This is a genomic window from Streptomyces sp. NPDC001663 (assembly GCF_042893105.1).
Taxonomy (GTDB): domain Bacteria; phylum Actinomycetota; class Actinomycetes; order Streptomycetales; family Streptomycetaceae; genus Streptomyces.
The window spans coordinates 34,311-55,906 of the sequence record NZ_JBIAUR010000021.1 but is presented as its reverse complement, the minus strand read 5'-3'; the positions used below and the strand labels follow the sequence as shown (position 1 = coordinate 55,906).

The following is a 21,596-nucleotide window of genomic DNA, read 5'->3' as shown; positions in this document are numbered from 1 at the left end:
GGGCGGCCTCAGTGGGTGGTTCGTGAATATTTGCGTGGATCTGCTGTCGCCTGATGGTGTGGCGGCGAGGCGGAATCCGCCGGTCCGCGGTTGTTGATCTGGTGATGTGACCGGGTGAGTGAACGCAAGCGTATCCGAGTGACTTATCGGACGAGCAGTGGTCGTTGATCGAGCCGGTGATCACCGCGTGGAAGGACCGGCACCGCTCAGTCAGCGGCCACCAGGGCGCCTACGACATGCGGGAGATCGTGAACGCGATCCTCTACCAGGGTCGGACCGGCTGCCAGTGGGCCTACCTCCCGCACGACCTGCCGCAGAGGAGCGCAACCTACTACTACTTCGCCGCCTGGCGAGACGACGGGACCGACCAGGTCATCCACGAGCTCCTGCGCTGCCAGGTCCGCGAACGCGCCCGACGATTAGAGGACCCGACCCTGGTGGTCCTGGACACCCAGAGTGTCCACGCGGCCGCCGGGGTCCCCGCCTCAACGACCGGTCACGATCCTGCCAAGCGGGTGCCGGGCCGCAAACGCGGACTGGCCGTGGACGTCCTCGGCCTAGTCATCGCAGTCGTCGTCCTCGCCGCGAACACCCATGACAACGCCGCGGGCAGCATCCTGCTGGACCAGGTCGCCGAGCACACCGGCGGAACCGTCCGCAAAGCCCTGGTCGACCAGGGCTTCAAGAACCAAGTCGTCATGCACGGCGCCGGCCCGGGGATTGACGTCGAGATCGTCGGGCGCAACCCGCAGGACAAGGGTTTCGTGCCGCAGCCGAAGCGGTGGAGGGTCGAGCAGACCTACGGGATCCTGATACTGCACCGGCGCCTGGTCCGTGACTACGAGCACCGTCCCTCCTCCTCCGCCTCCCGCGTCTACTGGGCAATGACCCACGTCATGACCCGACGCCTCACCGGCGCGAATGCCCCCACCGGCGCGCGGCGCAGGCGGTGGCAGCGTGAACATCCAGCCCCTGCTCGACGCCCTGGACCTCCAGCAAGACGCCGCCCGGGCCCTGACCGATGATCTCCGCGCGCAGATCGAAGACCTGCAGACCCGGTTGCGGGAGGCCGGGACACACCTCGAGCACCTCGCAATCACCCGCAAGACCGTCACTGGCCTTGCCGGCCGGCTCCCCGCATCGCCGCCGGAGCTGCCCGAGCACCCGGACTACCCACGCATCCTCGTTGTCTTCAACGAGGCGACTGGACCCTTGCGGGCCCGTGATGTCTGCGCAGCTCTCGACCTCGAACCACTCCCGAAGAACATCGAAGGCACCCGCGCCAAGCTGAAACGCCTAGTCAAGCTCGACATCCTCACCGAGGTCGACGTCGGCAGCTTCACCATGAAGCGGTAACCGAGCACCGCGATCAATGGTCCTGACGCTGTCTCACTCGTGAACGACACACTCCACGAACCGCCTCCTGATAGGTCGGACAAGGCAAGTGTCGAGCGTTACTGCGCACCGCTTCGCGGCGTTCGAAAGCGGGCCACGATCCGGTGTGCGTACTGATCTTCCGGGCCGAAGTCCTGGACCACTTGATGAGCCTCCTGGACCCGATTTGCCTCGCACAGCAACCGAACAAGGACGTACAGAGCGTCACGGTCACGATCTTTGGCGCGGCTGCGCAGAGCCGCCTCCATCCCCTGATCGCGGAGCGATCTGTTGAGTCTCCGACGTGCATGGACATCCGTGAGAGCGAGCTCCGTGAGCTCCGTGAACCGCTCCGCGCGGGCGAGCAATTCCATGTGCCACAGATGGTTGCCGTGCATGTAGTGATCGGAGGAGTAGCACTCGGCGTGGGCGCTCACCAACGTGATGGCCGCGTCCCAATCCCGGAGCTGTTCCGCCGCCCGGGCCTGCTCGAACCAGTCCACAGGACGAGTATCGCGTAGCGCTGTCTCGTGCAGCGTGGTGCGAGTGGTCGCCGATGAAGGTCCGCGAGGCCCAAGCGTCGCCCGACGTCCACTAAATACCTACAAACCACCCACTTAGAGGGTGAGGGACGTTGGGCACGTTCTGTTGCGAGAGGTGGGAACGGTGGGCCGCCCTCGCGCGCGTGGGAGCGCAAACACAGGGACGGCCAGTTCCGGGAGAAGTGCATCGAGTTGCGGTTGATCAGGGCTCGAGTCACGATGCGGGTCATCTCGCAGTTCCCGAGGAAATCCGTGCTGTCAATGAATTGATCGGCCGCGCAAATGATCAGCAGGGTCCTGATCGCCGGATCTGCCGACGAGGCCCTGTAGTCACAACTCGGACACCAGGAAGCAAGTAACCCTCCCGGTAGGTTCCGCATGTGCAGCGACGGCGGCAGGCGGCGGGTTCGCGCTCGGCGACCGCGTCGACGCCGGAGCGTACGTACCGCTGCAGGGAGCGGACGGAGTGAGGCGCCCGCAGCCGACGCCGAGCCCGAGTCCCGGGGCTCACTACGGTCTTCGGGACTGCATTCGCGTTATGCGGTTCAAGACGGCCCCCTCGCTCGCGTGGTCATGCCTGGTCAGGCCCGGTGTTCTGGCCACGCCTCTTGCCATTGCAGGGCAAGGTCCGGAGGAGCCCCCTGCGAGGCTCGGGTCGGGCCGCAGGCCCGGTGACGCCCGGGGCTGGCCCCGCTTTGGCTCTGTACGAGATGAGCAACACCACTTGTAGGCGAGTTCCGACACCGTATGGGCCAATGACCGGGTCGGAATGTCGACGAGGTCCAGCACCACCCGGGCCGTCGTGCACCAGTCGGAGGCCACCGTTTCTGCAGGCCATCGAGCATTCGCACCGCGCCGTGCCACTGCGAGCGAGTGGTGCCGGAACTCGTCGACACAGGTTCTGCCGCAACCGGGGTGGTGTCGGCCGTTATCGGCATCCGGTGTCGAGTCCCACGTACAAAGCCACCGCTTTCCGGTCGGGCCCCGCGCACGGCGTATGGATCTCCGCGAAATGCCTGTTCAGGAGCGATTCGCATGTTGATGCCCGTTCCCTCGGCAGTTGGTCCGGGCGGTGTCTTACGGGGGTTGGATGAGGCGGGTTTCGTAGGCGAAGACGATGGCCTGGGCGCGGTCGCGCAGTTCCAGCTTCATCAAGATGCGGCTCAGGTGCGTCTTGACGGTGGTCTCGGCCAGATGCAAAGCCCCGGCGATCTCGGCGTTGGACCGGCCCTGCGCAACGTGGACGAGTACTTCGCGCTCGCGTGCGGTCAGGCGGCCCACGCGCTCGTCATCGTCCGGGCTTGCGCTGTGCGGGAGTTGGTGAGCGAAGGTCTGCAGTAGGCGGCGGGTGATGCGCGGGGCGACAACGGCGTCGCCTGCGGCCACGCTGCGGATCCCGGCGAGCAGGTCCTCGGGGCGGGAGTTCTTCAACAGGAAGCCGGATGCTCCGGCGCGAAGTGTGGCGAAGGCGTACTCGTCGAGGTCGAAGGTGGTCAGGATGAGCACCCGCGTGTGCGGGAGTTCCTGGGCGATCCGGCGGGTCGTCGCGATGCCATCGGTGCCGGGCATGCGGATGTCCATCAGGACGACGTCGGGGCGCAGCTGGCGGGCCAGTTGGAGGGCTTGGGAGCCGTCCGCCGCCTCGCCGACCGGGTCCATGTCGGGCTCGGCGTCGAGGACCATGCGGAACGCCAGCCGCAGCAGTGACTCGTCATCGGCGAGCAGGACGCGGATCGTCATGCCGCACCGTCCTCGGCCGGGTCGAGGTCGAGGCGGGCGAAGACCCGCCAGCCCCCGCTGGGCAGTGGACCGGCAGTAAGGCTGCCACCGTACGCGGTCGCGCGGGCACGCATGCCGGCGATTCCGTGACCAGACGGGGAGACCGGAGGCTGCGTGGTGATGCCGTCGTCGGTGACGTCGACGGTGACAGTCCGTGCGGCGCAGACCACGCGGACCTCGGCTCGGGTGCCACGGGGTGAATGCTTGAGAGTGTTGGTCAAGGCTTCTTGCACCAGGCGGTAGACGGTCAGCTGGGCGGCGGTGGACACCCCGGTGGGGTCGCCCTCCAGGGTCAGACGGGTAGGCAGCGCGGCGGTGCGCATGTGCTGGGCGAGGGCTTCCAACTGGGCGATACCGGGGACGGGGTGGCGTTGTGCATCGGGCTCGTCGGCCTGGAGGACACCGAGGGAGCGCCGCATGTCGGTCAGGGCCTGCCGACCGGTCTCCGAGATCCGGCTCATGACCGTCTCGTCCGGCCCACCGCGCCGCGTGTAGACCGCGGCGTCGGCGAGCGCGACGATGACGGACAGATTGTGGGTGACGATGTCGTGCATCTCGCGGGCGATACGGGCCCGCTCCTCCGCCGCTGCCAGCCGCGCCTCCTGAGCGTTCGCATGCTGCAGATTCACCGCCCGTTCTTTCAGGGACGCCACGTACGCACGCTTGGTGCGCATGTTGTTACCTAGGATGGCGGCGGCGACGGCCATGGCGCTCATGGCAGCCGCCGAGGCGAGGAACCGGCCAGGAGGCGCCCAGCGAGCCGCCGCCATCAGGACGGCCACCGCCATGACGACGCCGGCCGGCAGCAGACGACGCCAGTCCGCGTGCGCGGCGACCGTGTAGAGGGCGACGAGCAGCGCGACGTCGGCAGGCAACTGGACGCCGACCAGCCACTGCGCGAACGCCACGGCGGTGATGACGCAGAAGACCGTGAAGGGTGTCCGCCGGCGCCACACCAGCGGCAGCAACAGGGCCGCCTGGATGAGCAGCCCCCGGGGGCCTTCCTGGCGGCTCGGCCCCAGAACTGCCATGAACAGGACTGCCGCCAGAAGCCCGTCCCGGATCGCGGGCGGCAGCCGGGACGCCAACCGCCACAGCTCCCGCGCCGCCGAGCACACGGGGGCGAGCCGGTCCCCGCCGGCATCCCGCTCGTCTGCGGTCGGTGGCGCCGCGCCCATCAAACGTCCCGTCGTCGCAGCATCACCGCGGCACCCGCCAGGGCCACTCCGGCATACAGGGACAAGACCGCCAGTCCTGCCCATGGCGACAACATAGCGGACGATTGGTGGAGCGTGAAGATCGCTTGGCCGGCGTTGCCCGGCAGGTAGCGGGCCACCGTGTCCGCCGTGGTTGAGGGCATGACCCGGGTGAGTACCGGCAGCACCAGCAGGATCCCCAGGATGGCGGCGACGCCGCCCGCCGTCGCACGGGTCAGCGCCCCGATCGCCACGCTCAGCACCGCCAGGACGGTGAGGTACGCGGCGCTGCCCAGTACCGTCCGTCCCACCCCGGGGTCGCCCAACGACGCCGTCGCCAGACCCCGGGACGCCAGGATCGCCTGGCTGAGCAGGAAAGCGGCCACGGCCGCCGCGGTCATCGACACCCAGGTCACCACCGCGTACACCGCGGTCTTGGCCCACAGGACCGGCAGGCGCCGTGGCACCGCCGTGAGCGAGGCGCGGATCATGCCGGTGCTGTACTCCCCGCTCACCACCAGGACGCCCAGGGCACCGACCGCGAGCTGTGCGAACAGGTAGCCGGTCGTGCTGATCGCCACCGGATCCAGGCCCTGCGCGGGGACGAACAACGCGATCAGCGGGCCGAGGCCGACCAGCGCCGCCACCGCGAAGGCCAGGGTGAGGCGGGTCGAGCGGACGCTGCGCATCTTGATCCACTCGGAGTGCAGGACACGGCCCTGGGTGATCCGGCCGGGTGCGACCTGGGGACGAGGGGTGGTTTCCACGTTCATGCCTTGCTCCTGGTGGTTCGGTACTCCACGGCGTCGTCGGTCAGCTCCATGAATGCCTCCTCCAACGAGGCGTGGTGCGACGTCAGCTCGCTCAGGGCGATGCGGTGCTCGGCCGCGATGCGGCCGATCCCCTCACAGCTCAGGCCGGTGACCTCGAGCCCGCCCTCCGCGCCGGGTGTGACACTCACGCCCGGACCGGCCAGCAGCGGCCCGAGACGCCACGCCTCGTCGGTCCGCACCGACACCGTCTTCCGGGAGGCCCGCCCGGTGAACTCCTCGACCGAGGTGTCGGCGATGAGCCGGCCCCGCCCGATCACGATGAGGTGTTGCGCGGTCAGCGCCATCTCGCTCATCAGATGTGAGGAGACAAGGACGGTGCGCCCCTCGGCGGCCAGCGATTTCAGGAGGTTGCGTATCCAGCGGATACCCTCGGGATCGAGGCCGTTGACCGGCTCATCGAGGATGATCGTGTGCGGATCGCCGAGCAACGCGCCTGCGATGCCGAGCCGTTGACACATGCCGAGGGAGAATCCGCCGACCCGCTTCCCGGCCACATCCCGCAGGCCGACGAGGCCGATGACCTCCTCGACCCGGCGGCGCGGGATGCCCGTGGTCGCCGCCAGTGCCAGCAGGTGGTGGAAAGCCGATCGGCCGGTGTGTACGGAACGGGCCTCCAGCATCGCCCCGACCTGGTGCAACGGTGCGCGATGGTCCACATACCGCTTCCCACCCACGGTGACCTGCCCGGAGGTAGGCGCATCGAGCCCGAGAATCATCCGCATCGTGGTGGACTTCCCAGCCCCGTTCGGACCGAGGAAACCGGTGACCACTCCGGGCCGGACGGTGAAGCTGAGACTGGCCACGGCGGTCTTCTCCCCGTAGCGCTTGGTCAAGGACTTGGCTTCGATCATCGTCGTTCTCCTGACACACGGTGGTGTAACGCTGCCCGAAGCTATGTTTCGGCCCCGGCGGGAAAGTGAGACCGCCGTATGAACCTCACCGCGGGCCCTACACCACAAGAAGGAGCGCCCTCCTCCTGAGGTTGTATGCAGCTCCGCCCACCCAGCACATACGCCCAGGTGGGCGGGTGACTGGCCCGCAGCCCCGTACGACCGTGGTGCGACGGCTGAGTCCTCCTCACGGAGGAAGATCGCGGGATGTCGTTCCGCCAATGCACGCCGAGATCGTCCTCCGGCACGTATCCCGGGCCGCGCCGCAGCAGGAAGGCTTCTTCAGCCGCATCCGGACGACGACTTGAGGAGCCGATCCATGCCGACCGATCCGACCGCCCCCCGTTCACGGCCCGCCCGGAGGGAATTCCTCAGGTGCGCGGCAGCCGCCGCCGTCCTCGCCTCGGTGGGCACCGCCTGTTCGGCTACCAGCCCCCCCACGGGATCCGCCGCGAAGCCGACCGCAACCCCCAGCCCGTCGTCGACGAGCCGCGTGGTGTCCCTGCCCGCACCCACCGGGCACTGGCCGATCGGCACCATCGACCTGCACCTGGTCGACCGGACGCGACACGACCCCCTCGTTCCGTCGAAACCCTTCCGAGAGTTGATGGTCAGCGTGTGGTACCCGGCGGAGCGGGGAGGGAAGTTTCCGATCGCCCCGTGGCTGACCCCTGCGGCCGCGGCCGACTGGGACAAGCACTCCGCACCCGGGTTGACCATCAAAACCGGAGCGGTGGACTGGCAGGGAATCCAGACGCACGCGCGGACCGGCGCGCCGGTCGCCCGGCCGGCCGGGAAACTGCCGGTGGTGCTGTTCTCCTCCGGGGACGGCGGCGACCGCGCGCTCGGCACCACCCTGGTCGAGGAACTGGCCAGCCAGGGCTACATCGTGGTCACCGTCGACCCCACCTACGAGGTGGACCAGGTCGAATTCCCCAGCGGCCGGGTCGAACGAGCCGCCCCTCTGCCCAAGAAGCTCACCCCGAAGGTCATCGCGGCCCTCCTGGAGAAGCACTCCCGCGCACGCGTCGCGGACATGAAGTTCGTCCTCCGGCAGATCGACGCTCTGGCGCACGGGCGCAACCCCGACGCCGAGAGAAAGACCCTCCCGGCCGGATTGCCCGCAGCGATGGACCTTTCCCGCACCGGCGCGCTCGGCCAGTCCCTGGGCGGTTCCGTGGCCGCCCAGCTCGCCCACGACGACCCGCGCATCAGTGCGGCGGCAAACCTCGACGGCGAGTTCTTCGGCCCGGTCATCCGCACCGGCGTCACCAAACCGTTCCTGCTGATGGCGTCCGACGTGAACTCCTTTGACAACAATGCGAGCTGGAAGTCCTTCTGGACTGCTTCGACCGGCTGGAAGCACGCACTACACCTGCGGAAGGCCCAACACGGCTCGTACACTGACCTGCAGGTCATATTTCCGCAGCTCACTCCCCATATGAAGATCCCCGCAGCCTCCGAGCTCATCGGCACCATCAACCCCCACCGATCCCTGGCGGCCCAACGCTCTGCCATTGCGGCCTTCTTCGATCTCCATCTGAAGAACCGGCCCACCACCCTCTTCGACAACCCCAGCGGCTGGTACCCCGAGGTGGAGGTCCTGCGTTGACACAAGAGACCCAGTGACGACGACACGGACAAGCTGCGGCCAAGAAGGTCTGATCGGAAAATCGATCTTCGGGGGACTGTAAGACGTTCGGTGTAACTCCCGATCATGGAAGATGCATCGATGACCAGTGAGAACGTGTCCGAGTCCGAGGGTGCCGAGTCCGCAAGTGCGGTGTCGGCGAAGGCCGTGGACGACCAGTTGATCGACGAGCTGGTGCACCGGGCCCAGGCGGAGGGGCTGCAGCTGACCGGTGAAGGCGGTCTGCTGCAGCAGTTGACCAAGCGGTTGCTGGAGTCCGCCCTGGAAGGCGAGATCACGGACCATCTCGGCTATGACAAGCACGACCCGGCCGGCAAGAACGGCGGCAACTCCCGCAACGGCAAACGCTCCAAGACCGTGGGCGGCGTCGAGGGACAGATCGGCTACTTCCGCCGCAACCACTTCGTCCCGGTCCCCGAGGTCTCCTCGCTCGCCGAGCTGAACGAGATGGTCGAGCAGTGGGACCGGCAGGACGACGCCCGCCGGATCGGCTCCAGATCCCGGACCATCGCCGAGGACTTCGCGCTCGAACGGCCGCTGCTGTTGCCGTTGCCGGAGGAGCCGTTCGAGACCGGGCGGCTGTTCACCCCGCGGGTCGACCGCTACGGCCAGATCCCGGTCCGCACGAACCGCTACTCGGTCCCCATCCGGCTGATCGGCAAGCGGGTGAGGGTCATCCTTCACGCCTCTCACCTTGTGGTTTACGACCAGAACGTGGAATGGCCCGGCATGAACGGCTGATCGCCAAAGGCGCCGTCCGCCTGGACCTGGACCACTACCTGGAGGTCCTGGTCCGTAAGCCCGGTGCCTTCCCCGGATCGACCGCTCTCGAACAGGCCCGTTCGGCAGGCAAGTTCACCCCGGTACACGACGCCTGGTGGACTCAGGCCATGAAGATCCACGGCGAGCGGGATGGCACCCGCGCGCTCATTGAGGTGCTGCTGCTCGGACGCCACATGCCGCACGAGCACGTCGTCGCCGGCCTGGCCGCCGCTCTGCGGGCCGGGGCCATGACCGCGGATGCGGTCGCGCTGGAGGCCCGCAAGGCAGCCCAGGCCGAGACCGAGCCCGCGCCGAATGTCCGGACCCTTGGCCAGCCGCCGGCGACGGTGAAGTCCCTGCACGAGTGGCGCCTGGCGCATCTTCCGCCGGACACCAGGCCGCTGCCTTCGGTGTCTCACTACGACCAGTTGCTCCGACGCCGCCGCACCAGCGGCAGCGGCCACCATGAGGGAGAAGCGCAGTGACCATGCCCCGCCAGCGAGGGTTGACCGAGCAGGCCGCCGACGCCGCGATCGACTCCGCCTGCCGCTTGCTGCGGCTGCCGTCGATCCGCAACGAGTTCTCCGACATCGCCGACCGGGCGATGAAGGACCAGATGACCTACCGCGGCTTCCTCGCCGAACTGCTGATGGCCGAGTGCGACGACCGGGCCCGCCGCAGGTCGGAGAGGCGGATTAAGGCTGCTGGCTTCCCGCGGGAGAAGTCCCTGCGATCCTTCGACTTCGACGCCAACCCGAACATCGACCCGGCCACCATCCACACCCTCGCCAGCTGCGAATGGATCAAGAAGAGCCAGCCGCTCTGCCTGATCGGCGACTCCGGCACGGGCAAGTCTCACCTGCTCATCGCGCTGGGCACCGAGGCCGCGATGAAGGGCTACCGCGTCCGCTACACGTTGGCCACGAAGCTGGTCAATGAGCTGGTCGAGGCCGCGGACGAGAAGCAGCTGAACAAGACGATCGCCCGCTACGGCCGCGTCGACCTGCTCTGCATCGACGAACTCGGCTACATGGAACTCGACCGCCACGGCGCCGAACTCCTCTTCCAGGTCCTGACCGAACGCCAGGAAAAGAACAGCGTCGCCATCGCTTCCAACGAGTCGTTCGGCGGCTGGACGAAGACCTTCACCGACCCTCGCCTCTGCGCGGCCATCGTCGACCGGCTTACCTTCAACGGCACCATCATCGAGACCGGCACCGACTCCTACCGCCTCGCCAGCACCCGAGCCCGAGCAGAGGAACCTGCCAAGACGGGCTGATATCTACCGCTAACCTGCATCGACGGTCAGCCGCCCCGACGGGCAGCTGACCATCTCGCATTACTGAGGTGCGGCGCTCCTCGACCAGCCGCGCGTCTCACCCTCGTCGATGAGACATCGGCCGGCCTTCCACAGCGAGGAGGAGGCGTCCCCGATCACTGCCTTGCGGGCTCGGACATCGTCGGCGGTGATGCCTGGCGTACGCCACGTGCCACCGCGTGCCATCCAGTTGAGAAGAAGGGGCTGCAGCCGGTCCATAGCCTTGGCAAACCTGGCTTCGGAGGTGCGGCGCTCCTCGAATTCATCCCAAAGAGCCCGCATGCGCTGAGCTTGATCCGCGGGAAGCAGGTTGAAGAGTTCGTCGGCCGCGACGACCTCCCGCTCCTGTTGGTCGATACCCGCGGCCTGGTCGTAGAGAGGAGTGTCGCCAGCGTAGATCTCCACGAGATCGTGCAGCAGGACGAGCTGAATGGTGTGCCCCACGTCGATGGGCCGGTCGGAGTGTTCGGCGAGGATCACGACCATCATCGCCAAGTGCCATGAGTGCTCTGCGTCGTTCTCGCGGCGGTCTGCTGCGACGAGGGGTGACTGACGGAGGATGGTCTTGAGCTGGTCCACCTCTACGAGAAAGGTGAGTTGGGCACGCAGTCTTTCGTCGAGATCGTCGGGGAAGGGCGTCTTCTCTGCGAGTAGGCTCCGGCGTTTATCGCTCATGCCCTCATCGTGGCACGCACGGCCCCGGCTCACAGACGATAGAGCAGGGCCCGACGCCCTCGGCCCACCTGAAGCGCCGTCATTTCTGATCGACATTGGCTGGCCCGTCGCGCACCAAGTGACTCCGGAACCCGCCGACAAACGCTGTCCCTAGAGACGAACGAAGCCACCGGCAAGGCCGTGCACCGCATCTCACGCTACTGCGGTCAGCAGGCGTTCTTCGAAGGGCATGGCCACGCGCTGACCACGCTGGGCGGAGTGCCGGCCGGTCAGATCGTGTGCGCCCGCCGTCAATTCCTGCTGGCCATCGAAGCGCACGACAATCCCTCGGACAGGACGGCCCTCGTTCCGATGGTGAAGAAGACCCAGCACAATCATCAGGCCGCACGGCTCCCCGGCGACGTCCAACTCTGGCTCGCCGACAGTGAGTACGCTTCCGCCGCGTCCTTCGAGGCACTCGCCGACCTCCCGCTACTGGTCTCGGTCACCAGCGATGCCGATCAGGCAGGCTTCCCCGCGAAACGTCAGCAGGCCCCTGCCGGCCAGCGGGACATGGCGGCCCGCCTCGCCACCCCGACAGGACGGCCCCAGTACCGTCAACGCAGTGCCCTGGTGGAGCCGGGATTCGCCCAGATCTTCCAACGCTTCGGACGGCAGCTCAACTACCGCGGCCGCCAGGCGGTGGACGCCGAGATCAAGCTCCTCGGCACGGTGCACAACCTCAACAAGCTCATCAATCACACGCCCAAGAAGCACTCTTGACCTTCACAGGACAGGAGCCGTGCGACAGTCTCTGGCCTGTCCGGCCCGTGCACCGAAACCATCAACACCCGGACCTGGAAGGCCGCTTGGGTCCAAGAATCGCCGCCCCGCACCCCGCTATGACGTCGGGAAGACGACCAGACGACCCGAGAGCGTCATCGAGCGCGACAGCCTCAGAGGTTAAAGGACAAGCTGAGGTCAGCTGCGTCATTCCCTCCCACAGCGCGCCGTCGCCGACCCGGAAGCGAGGCCCGCCAGGCAGATATGGGTAACCACCCACCCCTATGACGAGCGCGTGGACAGCAGGTGCCACGTCACTCAGGTAGAACGGCTCCCGCTCAGCCATGGTGCCCCCGTGGCAAGGGCTGGGGTAAGGCGCTCCGCGAGTCGTCGGTAAAAGCTCGGCAGCCCGAAGTAGGCGGAGTGGGCACCCCACATGCCACGCCCAGTCGAATACTGGAAGTCCTCACCACGGGCAAAGACCGGGCCGATAACGAAAGACAGGGCGTCATTGGGATCGAAGACATTGATCCACCGACTCACCCCCTCCGGTACCGGGGCCCGGTCCCGAACGGGATCCTCGGGCGGGAGTACCGCAGGGAACAGGCCCAGCTCGGCGATCAGCCCGACTTGCGAGCCCACCGTCACCAGCATGTCGCACTCCAACTCCGGGCGGAGATGGGACAACAGGTCGTAGACGATGTTCCCGCCCATGCTGTGAGCGACGACCACAAGCCACGGATCGGTCGACGTGCGCAGCCGCGCACCCTCCTCGAGCGCGTCGGCGACCCGCTCGGCGATCGGTGCCGCCACCCCTTGCTCCTCGCGCTGCCTGAAGTAGGCCAGAACGTCACCGAGGAACCTGGTACCTGCCCTGTGCACAGGCAGCCGTACTACCCGCCGCAGGGCAGAGGAGCCTCCCGGGGGGCGGCTGCAGTCACCCGGCCGAGGGCCTCCCGCAGCCGCAGAACGCCCGCCGCAGCTCGTTCGGCGAGTGCCGCAGCTTCGACACCCATCCCAGCGAGTACGTCCGCTTCCTGGGCTCCAGCCCGGCCTGCAGCTACCAACCACAGCAGGTCCACGGCATCGGATGGGACGCCCCGCGCGAGCGCAGTGAGCACCTGCTTTGGCTCGACGGCGGTGTCCGCCTGTAACTCATTGAGCAACGCGCGCACGTCCTCGGACCCGTCGGCGCCGAAGGACTCGGCACCGCCCTGCGAATACGACGCGTTGTTCCATGCGAACCTGGCACCCAGGTCACCCCAGTACGGATTCAGCACGCTCAACTTCGCGGGGTCCGCCGGGCGCCGGCCCGTCCGGCGAGGGCGAGGCCAACGTGTTCCAGGGCGTGGCCGAGTCGCGAGGTGAGGCGTGCGTACGGGGTGGTCAGCCTTGCGAACGGTTCGGCGAACGTGCGGCGCGGGCAGTCAGCCGCGTCGCAGATGAAACGCCGGACTGTCAGACGGATCACGACGCTCTGCCCGGCGAGCGGCAGATCCTTGAATCTGCGCTGGTAGGAGCCGTGCACTCGGTTCGACCAACCGCCGCAGTCAGGACACATCGCGCCGGTCGCCCGGCTTCTCGCCGCGATGTCGACCGTGCCGAAGGCGGCGGTCACTTCGTCGACGTCCACGTCGTCGATCCCGTCGAACACCAGCGAGTCCCAGAACGTCGTGTCGGCCTGCATGACCGGCACCGTCCCCGGCCACGGCCACCTCCGGCGGGGACGACGACGGACCTGACGGAGCGTCACGCCCGTCCATTGCATGGCGAGGCGTACGCCGTCTCACCCGAACCTGGACCTTCGCAATCGAACACTGAGGTCACCCTCCGCGACCGGTCCCCAAGATCTGTGACAGAGCCCAGTCGACATCGACAAAGCCACTGGCGTGCGGACGCTGACCGGCCCCCGATCTGGGCGGCGGTGGAGGCCGCTGCCGGCTGCATCGCGCAGCGACGGCAACCTTGCCGCCCTGTCGATGGTCCATTGTGTGTATTGGGCATCGTCGACGTGCGAGGGGCCTGTGAAGGGGATGCTGCAGGTGCTGCGGAAGGCGGCGATGTTGCTGCTGACGGCGGTCCTGAGAGCGGATCTGTTTCTCGGCGGCGCGAGGTACCGGCCTCCGGCGCCCATCGCGGTTCGCGTCGCCGGCCGCCCGCTGCGCTCCGCGGCTGTTGTGGCGGTGCCGCTCGCGGCGCTGGGCGGCATGACCTTCGGGGCATTCACCGAGGGGACGCGTTTCTTGCAGGCGGTCTTGTTGGGTGCTGGGCTGATGCTGTTGTTCGCACTGTGCCTGCGGTTGGAGCGCCTGATTCAACTGCACTACGAGCGCGTCGGCTACGTCCCCGCCGCCCGTCTGCCCACGTACCGCCCGCGTCCCGGCGGGCTCGGACGGGCCCTTGCAGGCCTGTGTACGGGCTGGGGCGTACTGTCGGTGGTCTTCTGGGGTGTGGAAAGAGCCAAAGGGGCTCCGGTCGGTTGGCTCTTCAGTGGGGTTTCCATGGGGCTGGTGCTACTGGGCGCGACCGCGGTCGGCTACTTGGTGGGGCGGAAAAGACGGCGGGCGCGCCCGCCGGCCGGCTAGAGATCCTTAAATGGCTGGAGTTGCGGCGGTTGGAGGTCGGGCCCGGTCTTGGCCATGAGGCCCTTGATGAGGCCGGGCCGGTACTGCATCTGTTTCAGCCGCGTCTTCACCAACGCGGTGAGCTGGTCGAGGCTGTGTTTGAGGTTGGCCGGCGACCTCTTCAGGTGCGACCACAGGCCCTCGACGGGGTTTGAGTTCAGGTGCGTACGGCGGCAGCTGGCGGACGGTCAGCCATAACCGGGTGGCGATCAGGTCCTGCATGGCGCGGCTGACGTGCGTGTTCAAGGTGTCCCACACCACGAAGCCATCAATTGGGAGGGCCCGGCAGTGAGGCTGCTGATCGCTGCCACCGTTGCCTGCGACGTCTAGGATGTGGCGGCCGCTCCAAGACAACTCCGACGGCCATCCAGGACGTTGCCGGCCTGACGGGCGGCCTCGCCGGCGCGGGCTGGGGCACCGAGACCGGGCGGGAGCCGGCTTTGTGGGCGAGTCGGTCGGTCCAGTGGTCAGCGGCGTGGTGGGCGGTGTCCTCGGTGGCGTGGTCGGCGGCAGCATCGGCAGGGGCGCATGGTGGACGGGATCGAGGATGGGTTGCAGATGAGGACCTGGCTGGAGGGGCTGTTCGGAAAAGGGCGGCTTCGCACCGCGGATGAGACCCCGCTGGAGAGCCGGGCGGAGATCTTGCCCGAGGAACGGGCGGTTCTGCTCGTCGGAATCCTCGACGACCCCGCGGCGCGCGAGGACGAGAAGTACGACGCGGCGTCGTACCTGGAGGAGTTCTCCGGCCCGTTCGTCGAATCGAGCCTGGCCCGCATCATCCGCGCCGAGGACTTCACGAGCGTGCTGGCCCAGCATGCCGCGGAGTCCCTCGGCGAGATCTGGGCCAGGACCGGCCGGGTGGATGTGGCCTTCATGGCGGAGCTGCGGGGTCCGGCGAAGGACGAGGTCTTCGGCATCCTCGGCGCCCGCGCCCCGCACCTGCTGCCCCCTGGCGCCTTCTAGAGATCGTCAATGGCTGAGGCTACGGCGGTTGAAAGTCGAGGCCGGTCTTGGCGATGAGGCCGTCGATGAGGCCGGGTCGGTACTGCATCTGTGACGACCGCCTCCCTCTACTCAGAGACGGTGAACACGCAGGCGCTCGCCGACGACGACAGGCCCCGACCGCTTGTCCCCCTGCACCGACGCGGTGCGTCGGGTACCGCCGCAAGGTGGATGTCGGGCAGGATGGGATCTTTCTTGTGCGGGCACCGCAGGGGGAGGGGCCGTGGCCGACTACGCCGGGCATGCTCAAAGGGCTCAGGAGCTGCTTGAGCAAGCGGACAGGCAAACGAAACGTCGTTACTCCGAGAGTCAACTCATCGCCATGGCGCAGGTCGAGGCTCTTCTTGCTCTCGCTGCCGCGATGGCAGGTGGATCGCCGCCGGCGGCCGCGATCGACGCTACGGACGAGAAGCTGCTGTGACGTCTTGGGCACGGACCCGGGTCGTGTCACTCCCGTGCCGGAACGGACGGAGAGGCACGGGGAATCGGGGTTCGCCGGGTACGTACCGCCCCACGCGCCCCATGGCAAGGAATCCGCAGGTCACGCCTGTGATCGCCCAACCTCGCTCCTGAAGCGGTGGCTATTCGCCTGCTACTCCTGGACGGGGAGATCAGGATGGTGGGCCAGAAAGAGCATGTAGGTGATCGCTGTTGCTGCCCCCAGGAGGGACAACCCGGCCCCCACCACGGCTCGTGTCCTATGAGCTCGCCCCGATTTTGATGCGTGGTACTCGATACCGGCCCGCACAAGGCCGACGAATGCCAGGGGGAGCGAGACGAAGCTGACCAGTATCCACAACGGGCAGCAGAGCCAGCACGCCAAGGAGGCCCCGCCGAACCAGACCGCGAGCTCTGCTTTCTCTCGTGTCTCGTCCGGTGCGCCAACAGAAATCATGGACTGATCCAAGCAGAACCTTCCTGCCGTACAGCAGCGCGATACAGCAACGGCAACCGTCGCGCCCGGAGCCAACCGACGGCAGTCGCGTGCGACCGGCCAACCAGCTGATCCGACCTCAGTGACCGTCGTGCCCGTAGTTCGCATCGAGGGGCACGTGGAAGCACGACCTCGTGGCGGTGTCAGTCCTGCCGTGCACAATGCCGTCCATGAGTGAGCGCTATGAGGTCGTGCTTTCCTGCTACTTGCGCGACGACACCCCCGAATGGGTCGTGGCCGCCCTGCGGCGGCACTTGGGCATGGATGCAGAGGTTCCCGAAGGTCTCGATGACGATGGTGAATATCTGTACCCACTGCTCGTCCCCGATGACTACGCCAACCGCCGGATGCCCGGTGGAGACGTCGTGTCTCTGCGTCGTGAGGTGCAAGAGTTCACAAGATCCGGGAAGCGGTACGAATGGGAGCTTTTCGCGCGCAACGGCTGGATCGACGACTCCATGCTTTACCTCCGGAGCCTGTTGGACCTGATAGCCCCACATATTGCGCAACCCGGCTACGGAGGATACTTCCGTCACATATCCGACACCGAAGTGACTGTCTTCGACTTCCACGATGGAACGTACGAGCCCATCAAGATCTGGGGTATCGATCCGCGGTAACAGGGCGGCAACGGGTCCGTTCCCCCGCGTGCCCATCGGAGGAAATCAGCGGAGTAACACAGGTCGGTCGTTCCAGGACGAAGAGTGGCCGTGCCACCGGCGTGCCAGAACACGCGGGGACTCACGGGGAAGCAAGGTGCGCGACGGTACTTGATGCAGGACTCTGCCCACGGCAAGGAGCCCGAGGGCAGCCCAGGACCGCCCCACCTCGCTCCGAAAGCGGTGCTCCGAGAGCGCCAACGTCTCCTGCAGCTGCGGTCGCTACGCTCGGCCTCGTGAGCGAAGCCGCCCGACTCATGGCGAACCACCGAGTCCACGTCGTACCCGTTGTGCTGGCCCTGGCCGATCCGCCATGGCAGCGGGACGTGTGGCTCGACCCGTCGGCGTTCGAAGACCTGGACCATGTCTTCCGCACACTTTTCGACGACTTCTGCGACGCCGACGAGCCGGAGCGGTACCTCGGCGTCAGCCTCCGAAGTGACGAAGAAGTCGTCCTGATGAGAGAGCTCGGTTCCGCGCTCAACGCCGCGGCGGCCGAAGCGCCCCGCGATAGCGATGCGGAGTGTCTCCGGGCATCTGCCTGGCCGGAGGTCGTGACCATCGCCGGACGCCTCGCTCGAGTCATGGTCGCCAACGACCTACGGGTGCTTGCCGAGCTGCTTGAGGAAGCGGCCGTGCCAAGCCCGTGCCAGATCGGACGGGGAACCACGGGGAACAGCGGGGAGCAGGCCGGCGGAGCATCAGGCACCGACAGGGCATCGCCACAGGTCGGTTCGGCAACCTCCCGTAAACGCCCTTAGCTTCCCGAGCTGAGGCACACCCGTGTGCTGTCTGGCTGGCGAAACGGCAGCCCTCGCCACCGTCGTACCCGGCGCGAGGTCCGTTGGCGTAAGCCGGCTGTCTCTGTCGTCAAGTCGCTGTCACGGGAGGCGATGTGGCCCCATGCTGCTGACGCCGACAGACGTGGTCTTCTCACTCTGTCGCAAGCGTCGGTTCCCTCAGGGCCGGTACACCCCGAAGCTGTGGCCTGTCTCGGTTGTGGCACCTCTGGCTTTGCTGGTGCCGTGAGCGGATAGGTTCAGCGAGGTCTCGTGGTCTGCGGGTGCGCGAGTGACCGCTGCTCCGCGGTTTGGGCTGGTCGCAGGGCGGAACGATCTCGTTTGCATGGCTGTAATCAATTTGCTGACCAGCCCGGCGGGCGGGCAGGGTCTGGATCATGCTTGACCTACGCGCCTTGACTTCGGACGACTGGCCCCTGTGGCGGGAGTTGCGACTGGCCGCGCTTGCTGAGGCGCCCTACGCGTTCGGATCGACACTGGCCCAGTGGCAGGGTTCCGGCGACCGAGAGGAACGCTGGCGTGCTCGTCTGTCGATTCCTGGCGCGCACGACCTCGTCGTACTCCTCGGCGGCCTCCCGGTAGGCATGGCCGGCGGAGTGCCGGGCGAGGGAGCGGGGAACGTGGTGTTGATCTCGATGTGGGTCAACCCCGCGGCTCGGGGCAGGGGCGTGGGTGACCACCTGATCCAGGCGATCGAGCGGTGGGCGCCCCAGCGGATGCCCTTCTCGCTGCGGATGCGGGCGCGTTCCCTGCGCTGGGCGGCGAGCACATCGGGGTGACGGGCGTTGGCGTTGCGCCGGCGCAGGTAGCGGTGCAGGGCCCGGGTCTGCGCGGGATGGCTGCGGTGGTTCGAATAGCAGCACGGCCGCTCGCGGACGGTCCACGAGCTGGCCCAGAAGCTGGGGATCTCGCAGGAGGAGGTGCTGGAGGGCCTGGAGTCGGCGAACGCGTACGCGACGCTGTCCCTGGACGTCCCCGACAGCGACCACGAGCCGGCGGCGGTCGCGGACACGCTGGGGGCAGAACAGGAAGCGTTGGAGGGCGTCGAGTACCGCGAGTCGCTCAAGCCGCTGCTGGTAGACCTCCCGCCGCGCGAGAAGCGGATCCTGCTGCTGCGCTTCTTTGCCGGCATGACCCAGTCGCAGATCGCGCAGGAGGTCGGCATCTCCCAGATGCACGTCTCACGGCTGCTGGCCCGCACCCTGGCCCAGCTGCGCGAGAGGCTGCTGGTGGAGGAATGAACCCCGAGCCCGCGCAGCAGCCGGGCCGCCGCACAGTCCGCGACAGGTGGCGGTGGGCGAGGCCACTGTGTTCGCCTTCCTCGCCGCACTCGCCCAGCGCCGGGCGACTGCCATCGCCCGGCACACCGACACGCAAAGCCAGGCGAGGCCGGCGTGAGGCTGCGCTGCCGCCCGCTGCCTGGTTCTCTCACGATCCGTGCCCTGTCCCCAGACGCGTGAGCCTGCGCTGCCGCGGCCGCTGCGAGATGGCCGTGAGGCTGAAGACAGGCCCTGTGACCAACCCGAAGACCACAGCGAGCAGGGGATCGTCGGGTTCCTCTCCACGCGGCAGCATCACGAAGAAGAGCGTGCAGGGAACGGCCCTCACAGACCGGCGCCGATCGGGTGTCGGGCCATCCATGTCTGCGTCCGAGTCGGACGCCGCTGTGCGTCCATGGGGCGGGGGGTGGGGGGGGCTGGGGGGTGTGTCCGGATGGTGTTCGTCCGGTCTCGACAAGCTGCTTGGCCGGCTCGATACTCCCGGAATTCCGTGGTGGCGCGGGGTCAATATCGTTGTGGGGGGCCTGTGATGAGCGGTGCTGGGGACGCCAGGGATGTGGTGGTGCGGCTGTATACCGGCAGGGGTGTGGTGCCCGGGGTGGTGGGGGTGGTCGTCAGTCCCTACAACGATCCGCCCGTGGGCGTGGTGGCTCCCTGGCCCGACACGCTGACGAAGGATGTTGCGTTCGGTGTGGCGTTGGTGGCAGCGGATGGAGCGGTGCGCGAGTGGCTGCTGCCGGGGGCCGTGGAGGTTTTCCGGCTGCAGGGCGCTGTGTCCGCCGAGTCGGTCGCCGTCGTGTCCTTCGCGGCCCTGCTCGGTCGCCCGATCCCCGATCCTCATCCTCCCCGGTCCCAGGTGGTGGCCGCGCTGGAGAAGTCCCAGAGTGTTGTGGCCACGATGATCGATTTCGCTCCCGATGCGTTCGGGACGCTGGCGGCTGCGGCACCGTCGCCGGCGCCTTCACTCGCTTCTGGCGTGCCGCAACGGCTGGCCGCCGTGCCGGTCAAAGAAACCATCGCGGACGGGGCCACGGTCGCCGACGGGATCTGTCACTGGTTGCACTGGGATTGACCGGGCCGGCGGCGGTGTGGGGTGGCCGGCCGGGTTGGGGGGCTGGTGCGTGCCTGGTTGCTGGCCGTGGTGGTGGTCGCGGCCGACGTCGTGCTGTTTTCGCGGGTCAGTGAGGATCCGAAGTACACGTCGTGGGTGACGCAGCCGGTCGATCCGGTGGTCATTGCGTTGGCCAGCGTTCCGGCGGTGGCTGTGTTGGTGTGGCGGCTGCGTGCTGCGGTGGCGGCGTGGGTGGTGCTGAGTGTGCAGGATCTGCTGCTGACGTGTGGGGTGGGGACCAGGCCGGTGCTGGCGCCGATGGCCGCCCTGTACACGGTGAGCAGCCGCCGCACGCTGCCGGTTGCTGCGGGCGCTTTGGCCGCGACCTGGGCGGTGCACGGTGTGGCGGTGGCGTATGAGGTGTATCCGCTGCCCGCGGGGGAGCGGCTGTTGGACGGGCTGCTCATCGGCGGTGTGCTGGTCGCCTGTGACACGGCGGCGGTGCTGGTGGGCCGGTGGGTGGCGGGTGCCCGGGTGCGCGAGCGGCGGCTGGAGGCCTCCCGGGAGGCGGCGATCACCGCCGAACGCCGGCGGATCGCCCGGGAGTTGCACGACATCGTGGCGCACTCGGTGACGGTCATGGTGCTGCAGTCCGCGGGCGCCCGGCGGATCATGGTGAGCGATCCGGCGCAGGCGGGTGCGGCCCTGCGGGCGGTGGAGGACGTCGGGGTGCGGACCATGGCGGAGCTGCGCCGGCTGCTCAACGTCCTGCGGCCGGCCACCGAGATGGCCGCCACCGGGCGGGGACCGGGCCTTGAGACGCTGGCGCAGCTGGTGGAACAGGTCAGGACGGCCGGGGTTGCGGTGCGGGTGGAGGAGTCGGGGCGGCCCGCACCGCTGGATCAGAGCGTGGACATCACCGCCTACCGCGTCGTCCAGGAGGCGTTGACGAATGTGATCCGCCACGGCGGGCCGGGGTCGACGGCCCGGGTAGGGCTGCACTGGGCCGGCCGCACCCTGGAGATCGAGGTGAGCGACGACGGGGCGGGCACCCCCTCGCACCCGGCGAAGGGCATGTCGAGCGGACTGGGACTGCTCGGGCTCAGGGAGAGGATCACCGTGGTCGGCGGCCAGTTGGTCACCAAGGCCCTGCCCGAGGGGGGCTACCGGCTCACCGCCACCCTGCCGGCCGCGGCCGCGCCCCCGAACGAGGCGGCCAGGCCCCAGGCCCCGGCACGCGCGAGCGAGCCACCCGCCCGTTCGGCGCCGCCGCAGGAGGAGGCCGCATCACCCCCGGGGCCGGGGCGCGGCATCCGCCCGCGCAGCGACGCGGCCGGCGGGGATCCGCCGGAAGGCGGACGAGGCGAATAGGGACAGAAGCTGACGCTTTGCCGGGGCCGTTCTCGCGACTCTGGACGCGCACACAGCCGCCGCAGACACCTACGGGCGGCGGGCGAGGACGAG

Annotated in this window: 24 protein-coding genes and 4 pseudogenes; 18 read left to right on the top strand and 10 right to left on the bottom strand. The window is 68.1% G+C overall.

Going from position 1 to position 21,596, the window contains the following annotated elements:
* Window positions 1–164 precede the first annotated feature (164 nt).
* Together ACFY1L_RS46445 and ACFY1L_RS46440 are read left to right on the top strand one after the other, a co-directional pair.
* Window positions 165–1,025, top strand: coding sequence for an IS5 family transposase (locus ACFY1L_RS46445; RefSeq protein ID WP_388839681.1), 861 nt, complete (start codon window positions 165–167; stop codon window positions 1,023–1,025).
* The gene (locus tag ACFY1L_RS46440; RefSeq protein WP_388839678.1) at window positions 958–1,356 is read left to right on the top strand and encodes a hypothetical protein; all 399 of its coding nucleotides are present in this window, start codon (window positions 958–960) and stop codon (window positions 1,354–1,356) included. Before ACFY1L_RS46445 ends, ACFY1L_RS46440 begins: the two co-directional genes overlap by 68 nt.
* Before the next feature lie 98 nt (window positions 1,357–1,454).
* Here ACFY1L_RS46440 and ACFY1L_RS46435 read toward each other — a convergent pair whose 3' ends face one another.
* The 5 genes from ACFY1L_RS46435 to ACFY1L_RS46415 form a co-directional block, all read right to left on the bottom strand.
* Complete coding sequence (locus ACFY1L_RS46435; RefSeq protein WP_388839675.1) at window positions 1,455–1,877, bottom strand: hypothetical protein; 423 nt, start codon at window positions 1,875–1,877, stop codon at window positions 1,455–1,457.
* Window positions 1,878–2,993: 1,116 nt separating this feature from the next.
* A complete protein-coding gene (locus tag ACFY1L_RS46430; RefSeq protein WP_388839672.1) occupies window positions 2,994–3,656 on the bottom strand; it encodes a response regulator in 663 nt (220 codons plus the stop codon).
* Window positions 3,653–4,873: a sensor histidine kinase gene (locus tag ACFY1L_RS46425; RefSeq protein WP_388839669.1), complete on the bottom strand. Its 1,221-nt coding sequence runs from the start codon at window positions 4,871–4,873 to the stop codon at window positions 3,653–3,655. The genes ACFY1L_RS46430 and ACFY1L_RS46425 overlap by 4 nt, the downstream gene beginning before the upstream one ends.
* Window positions 4,873–5,664, bottom strand: coding sequence for an ABC transporter permease (locus tag ACFY1L_RS46420; RefSeq protein WP_388839667.1), 792 nt, complete (start codon window positions 5,662–5,664; stop codon window positions 4,873–4,875). The genes ACFY1L_RS46425 and ACFY1L_RS46420 overlap by 1 nt, the downstream gene beginning before the upstream one ends.
* Complete coding sequence (locus tag ACFY1L_RS46415) at window positions 5,661–6,575, bottom strand: ATP-binding cassette domain-containing protein (protein WP_388839664.1); 915 nt, start codon at window positions 6,573–6,575, stop codon at window positions 5,661–5,663. The genes ACFY1L_RS46420 and ACFY1L_RS46415 overlap by 4 nt, the downstream gene beginning before the upstream one ends.
* Before the next feature lie 358 nt (window positions 6,576–6,933).
* Here ACFY1L_RS46415 and ACFY1L_RS46410 point away from each other — a divergent pair, with 358 nt between their 5' ends.
* From ACFY1L_RS46410 to istB, 5 genes and pseudogenes are all read left to right on the top strand, one after another.
* Window positions 6,934–8,226: an alpha/beta hydrolase family protein gene (locus ACFY1L_RS46410; protein ID WP_388839661.1), complete on the top strand. Its 1,293-nt coding sequence runs from the start codon at window positions 6,934–6,936 to the stop codon at window positions 8,224–8,226.
* Between the two features lie 120 nt (window positions 8,227–8,346).
* A pseudogene (locus tag ACFY1L_RS46405) lies at window positions 8,347–8,625 on the top strand (transposase); the annotation flags it as partial.
* 87 nt (window positions 8,626–8,712) lie between these two features.
* Complete coding sequence (locus tag ACFY1L_RS46400) at window positions 8,713–9,006, top strand: hypothetical protein (protein ID WP_388840022.1); 294 nt, start codon at window positions 8,713–8,715, stop codon at window positions 9,004–9,006.
* Window positions 8,985–9,512 (top strand): hypothetical protein, encoded by a 528-nt coding sequence (locus ACFY1L_RS46395; RefSeq protein WP_388839658.1) that lies wholly within the window; start codon window positions 8,985–8,987, stop codon window positions 9,510–9,512. The genes ACFY1L_RS46400 and ACFY1L_RS46395 overlap by 22 nt, the downstream gene beginning before the upstream one ends.
* Complete coding sequence (gene istB, locus ACFY1L_RS46390) at window positions 9,509–10,306, top strand: IS21-like element helper ATPase IstB (RefSeq protein ID WP_388839655.1); 798 nt, start codon at window positions 9,509–9,511, stop codon at window positions 10,304–10,306. The genes ACFY1L_RS46395 and istB overlap by 4 nt, the downstream gene beginning before the upstream one ends.
* Before the next feature lie 60 nt (window positions 10,307–10,366).
* Here istB and ACFY1L_RS46385 read toward each other — a convergent pair whose 3' ends face one another.
* A complete protein-coding gene (locus ACFY1L_RS46385) occupies window positions 10,367–11,020 on the bottom strand; it encodes an HD family hydrolase (protein WP_388839652.1) in 654 nt (217 codons plus the stop codon).
* A gap of 180 nt (window positions 11,021–11,200) precedes the next feature.
* Between ACFY1L_RS46385 and ACFY1L_RS46380 the strand changes: the two genes are divergently transcribed.
* Both ACFY1L_RS46380 and ACFY1L_RS46375 read left to right on the top strand, forming a co-directional pair.
* Entirely contained in the window at window positions 11,201–11,782 is a 582-nt protein-coding gene (locus ACFY1L_RS46380) for a transposase (protein ID WP_388839649.1), read from the top strand.
* 28 nt (window positions 11,783–11,810) lie between these two features.
* Window positions 11,811–11,966 (top strand): annotated as a pseudogene (locus tag ACFY1L_RS46375) (transposase); the annotation flags it as partial.
* A 134-nt stretch (window positions 11,967–12,100) separates the two neighbouring features.
* On the opposite strand, the gene ACFY1L_RS46370 reads toward ACFY1L_RS46375, so the two are convergent.
* The 3 genes from ACFY1L_RS46370 to ACFY1L_RS46360 all read right to left on the bottom strand — a co-directional run bounded on the left by ACFY1L_RS46370 (window position 12,101) and on the right by ACFY1L_RS46360 (window position 13,469).
* Entirely contained in the window at window positions 12,101–12,595 is a 495-nt protein-coding gene (locus tag ACFY1L_RS46370) for a hypothetical protein (RefSeq protein WP_388839646.1), read from the bottom strand.
* Between the two features lie 80 nt (window positions 12,596–12,675).
* Window positions 12,676–13,068: a hypothetical protein gene (locus tag ACFY1L_RS46365; protein WP_388839643.1), complete on the bottom strand. Its 393-nt coding sequence runs from the start codon at window positions 13,066–13,068 to the stop codon at window positions 12,676–12,678.
* On the bottom strand, window positions 13,065–13,469 hold the full coding sequence (locus tag ACFY1L_RS46360; protein ID WP_388839640.1) for a transposase family protein: 405 nt from the start codon (window positions 13,467–13,469) through the stop codon (window positions 13,065–13,067). Before ACFY1L_RS46360 ends, ACFY1L_RS46365 begins: the two co-directional genes overlap by 4 nt.
* 346 nt (window positions 13,470–13,815) lie before the next feature.
* Between ACFY1L_RS46360 and ACFY1L_RS46355 the strand changes: the two genes are divergently transcribed.
* The 6 genes from ACFY1L_RS46355 to ACFY1L_RS46330 all read left to right on the top strand — a co-directional run bounded on the left by ACFY1L_RS46355 (window position 13,816) and on the right by ACFY1L_RS46330 (window position 18,580).
* The gene (locus ACFY1L_RS46355; RefSeq protein ID WP_388839638.1) at window positions 13,816–14,367 is read left to right on the top strand and encodes a hypothetical protein; all 552 of its coding nucleotides are present in this window, start codon (window positions 13,816–13,818) and stop codon (window positions 14,365–14,367) included.
* Window positions 14,368–14,964: 597 nt separating this feature from the next.
* On the top strand, window positions 14,965–15,369 hold the full coding sequence (locus ACFY1L_RS46350) for a hypothetical protein (RefSeq protein ID WP_388839635.1): 405 nt from the start codon (window positions 14,965–14,967) through the stop codon (window positions 15,367–15,369).
* A gap of 262 nt (window positions 15,370–15,631) precedes the next feature.
* Window positions 15,632–15,829 carry a hypothetical protein gene (locus ACFY1L_RS46345; protein WP_388839632.1) on the top strand — a complete coding sequence of 66 codons (198 nt, stop codon included), beginning with the start codon at window positions 15,632–15,634 and terminating at the stop codon, window positions 15,827–15,829.
* Between the two features lie 683 nt (window positions 15,830–16,512).
* Window positions 16,513–16,962 (top strand): hypothetical protein, encoded by a 450-nt coding sequence (locus tag ACFY1L_RS46340; protein ID WP_388839629.1) that lies wholly within the window; start codon window positions 16,513–16,515, stop codon window positions 16,960–16,962.
* A gap of 275 nt (window positions 16,963–17,237) precedes the next feature.
* Window positions 17,238–17,762: a hypothetical protein gene (locus tag ACFY1L_RS46335; protein ID WP_388839626.1), complete on the top strand. Its 525-nt coding sequence runs from the start codon at window positions 17,238–17,240 to the stop codon at window positions 17,760–17,762.
* Between the two features lie 416 nt (window positions 17,763–18,178).
* Window positions 18,179–18,580, top strand: a complete 402-nt coding sequence (locus ACFY1L_RS46330) for a GNAT family N-acetyltransferase (protein ID WP_388839623.1) — start codon at window positions 18,179–18,181, stop codon at window positions 18,578–18,580.
* On the opposite strand, the pseudogene ACFY1L_RS46325 reads toward ACFY1L_RS46330, so the two are convergent.
* Window positions 18,508–18,657 (bottom strand): annotated as a pseudogene (locus ACFY1L_RS46325) (IS630 family transposase); the annotation flags it as partial. The gene ACFY1L_RS46330 and the pseudogene ACFY1L_RS46325 overlap by 73 nt on opposite strands.
* A 1-nt stretch (window position 18,658) precedes the next feature.
* On the opposite strand from ACFY1L_RS46325, the pseudogene ACFY1L_RS46320 reads away from it, so the two are divergent.
* The 3 genes and pseudogenes from ACFY1L_RS46320 to ACFY1L_RS46310 form a co-directional block, all read left to right on the top strand.
* Window positions 18,659–19,042: pseudogene (locus ACFY1L_RS46320) on the top strand (sigma-70 family RNA polymerase sigma factor); the annotation flags it as partial.
* Window positions 19,043–19,610: 568 nt separating this feature from the next.
* A complete protein-coding gene (locus ACFY1L_RS46315) occupies window positions 19,611–20,153 on the top strand; it encodes a hypothetical protein (RefSeq protein WP_388839620.1) in 543 nt (180 codons plus the stop codon).
* A gap of 45 nt (window positions 20,154–20,198) precedes the next feature.
* Window positions 20,199–21,503, top strand: coding sequence for a sensor histidine kinase (locus ACFY1L_RS46310; RefSeq protein ID WP_388839617.1), 1,305 nt, complete (start codon window positions 20,199–20,201; stop codon window positions 21,501–21,503).
* Window positions 21,504–21,596 lie beyond the last annotated feature (93 nt).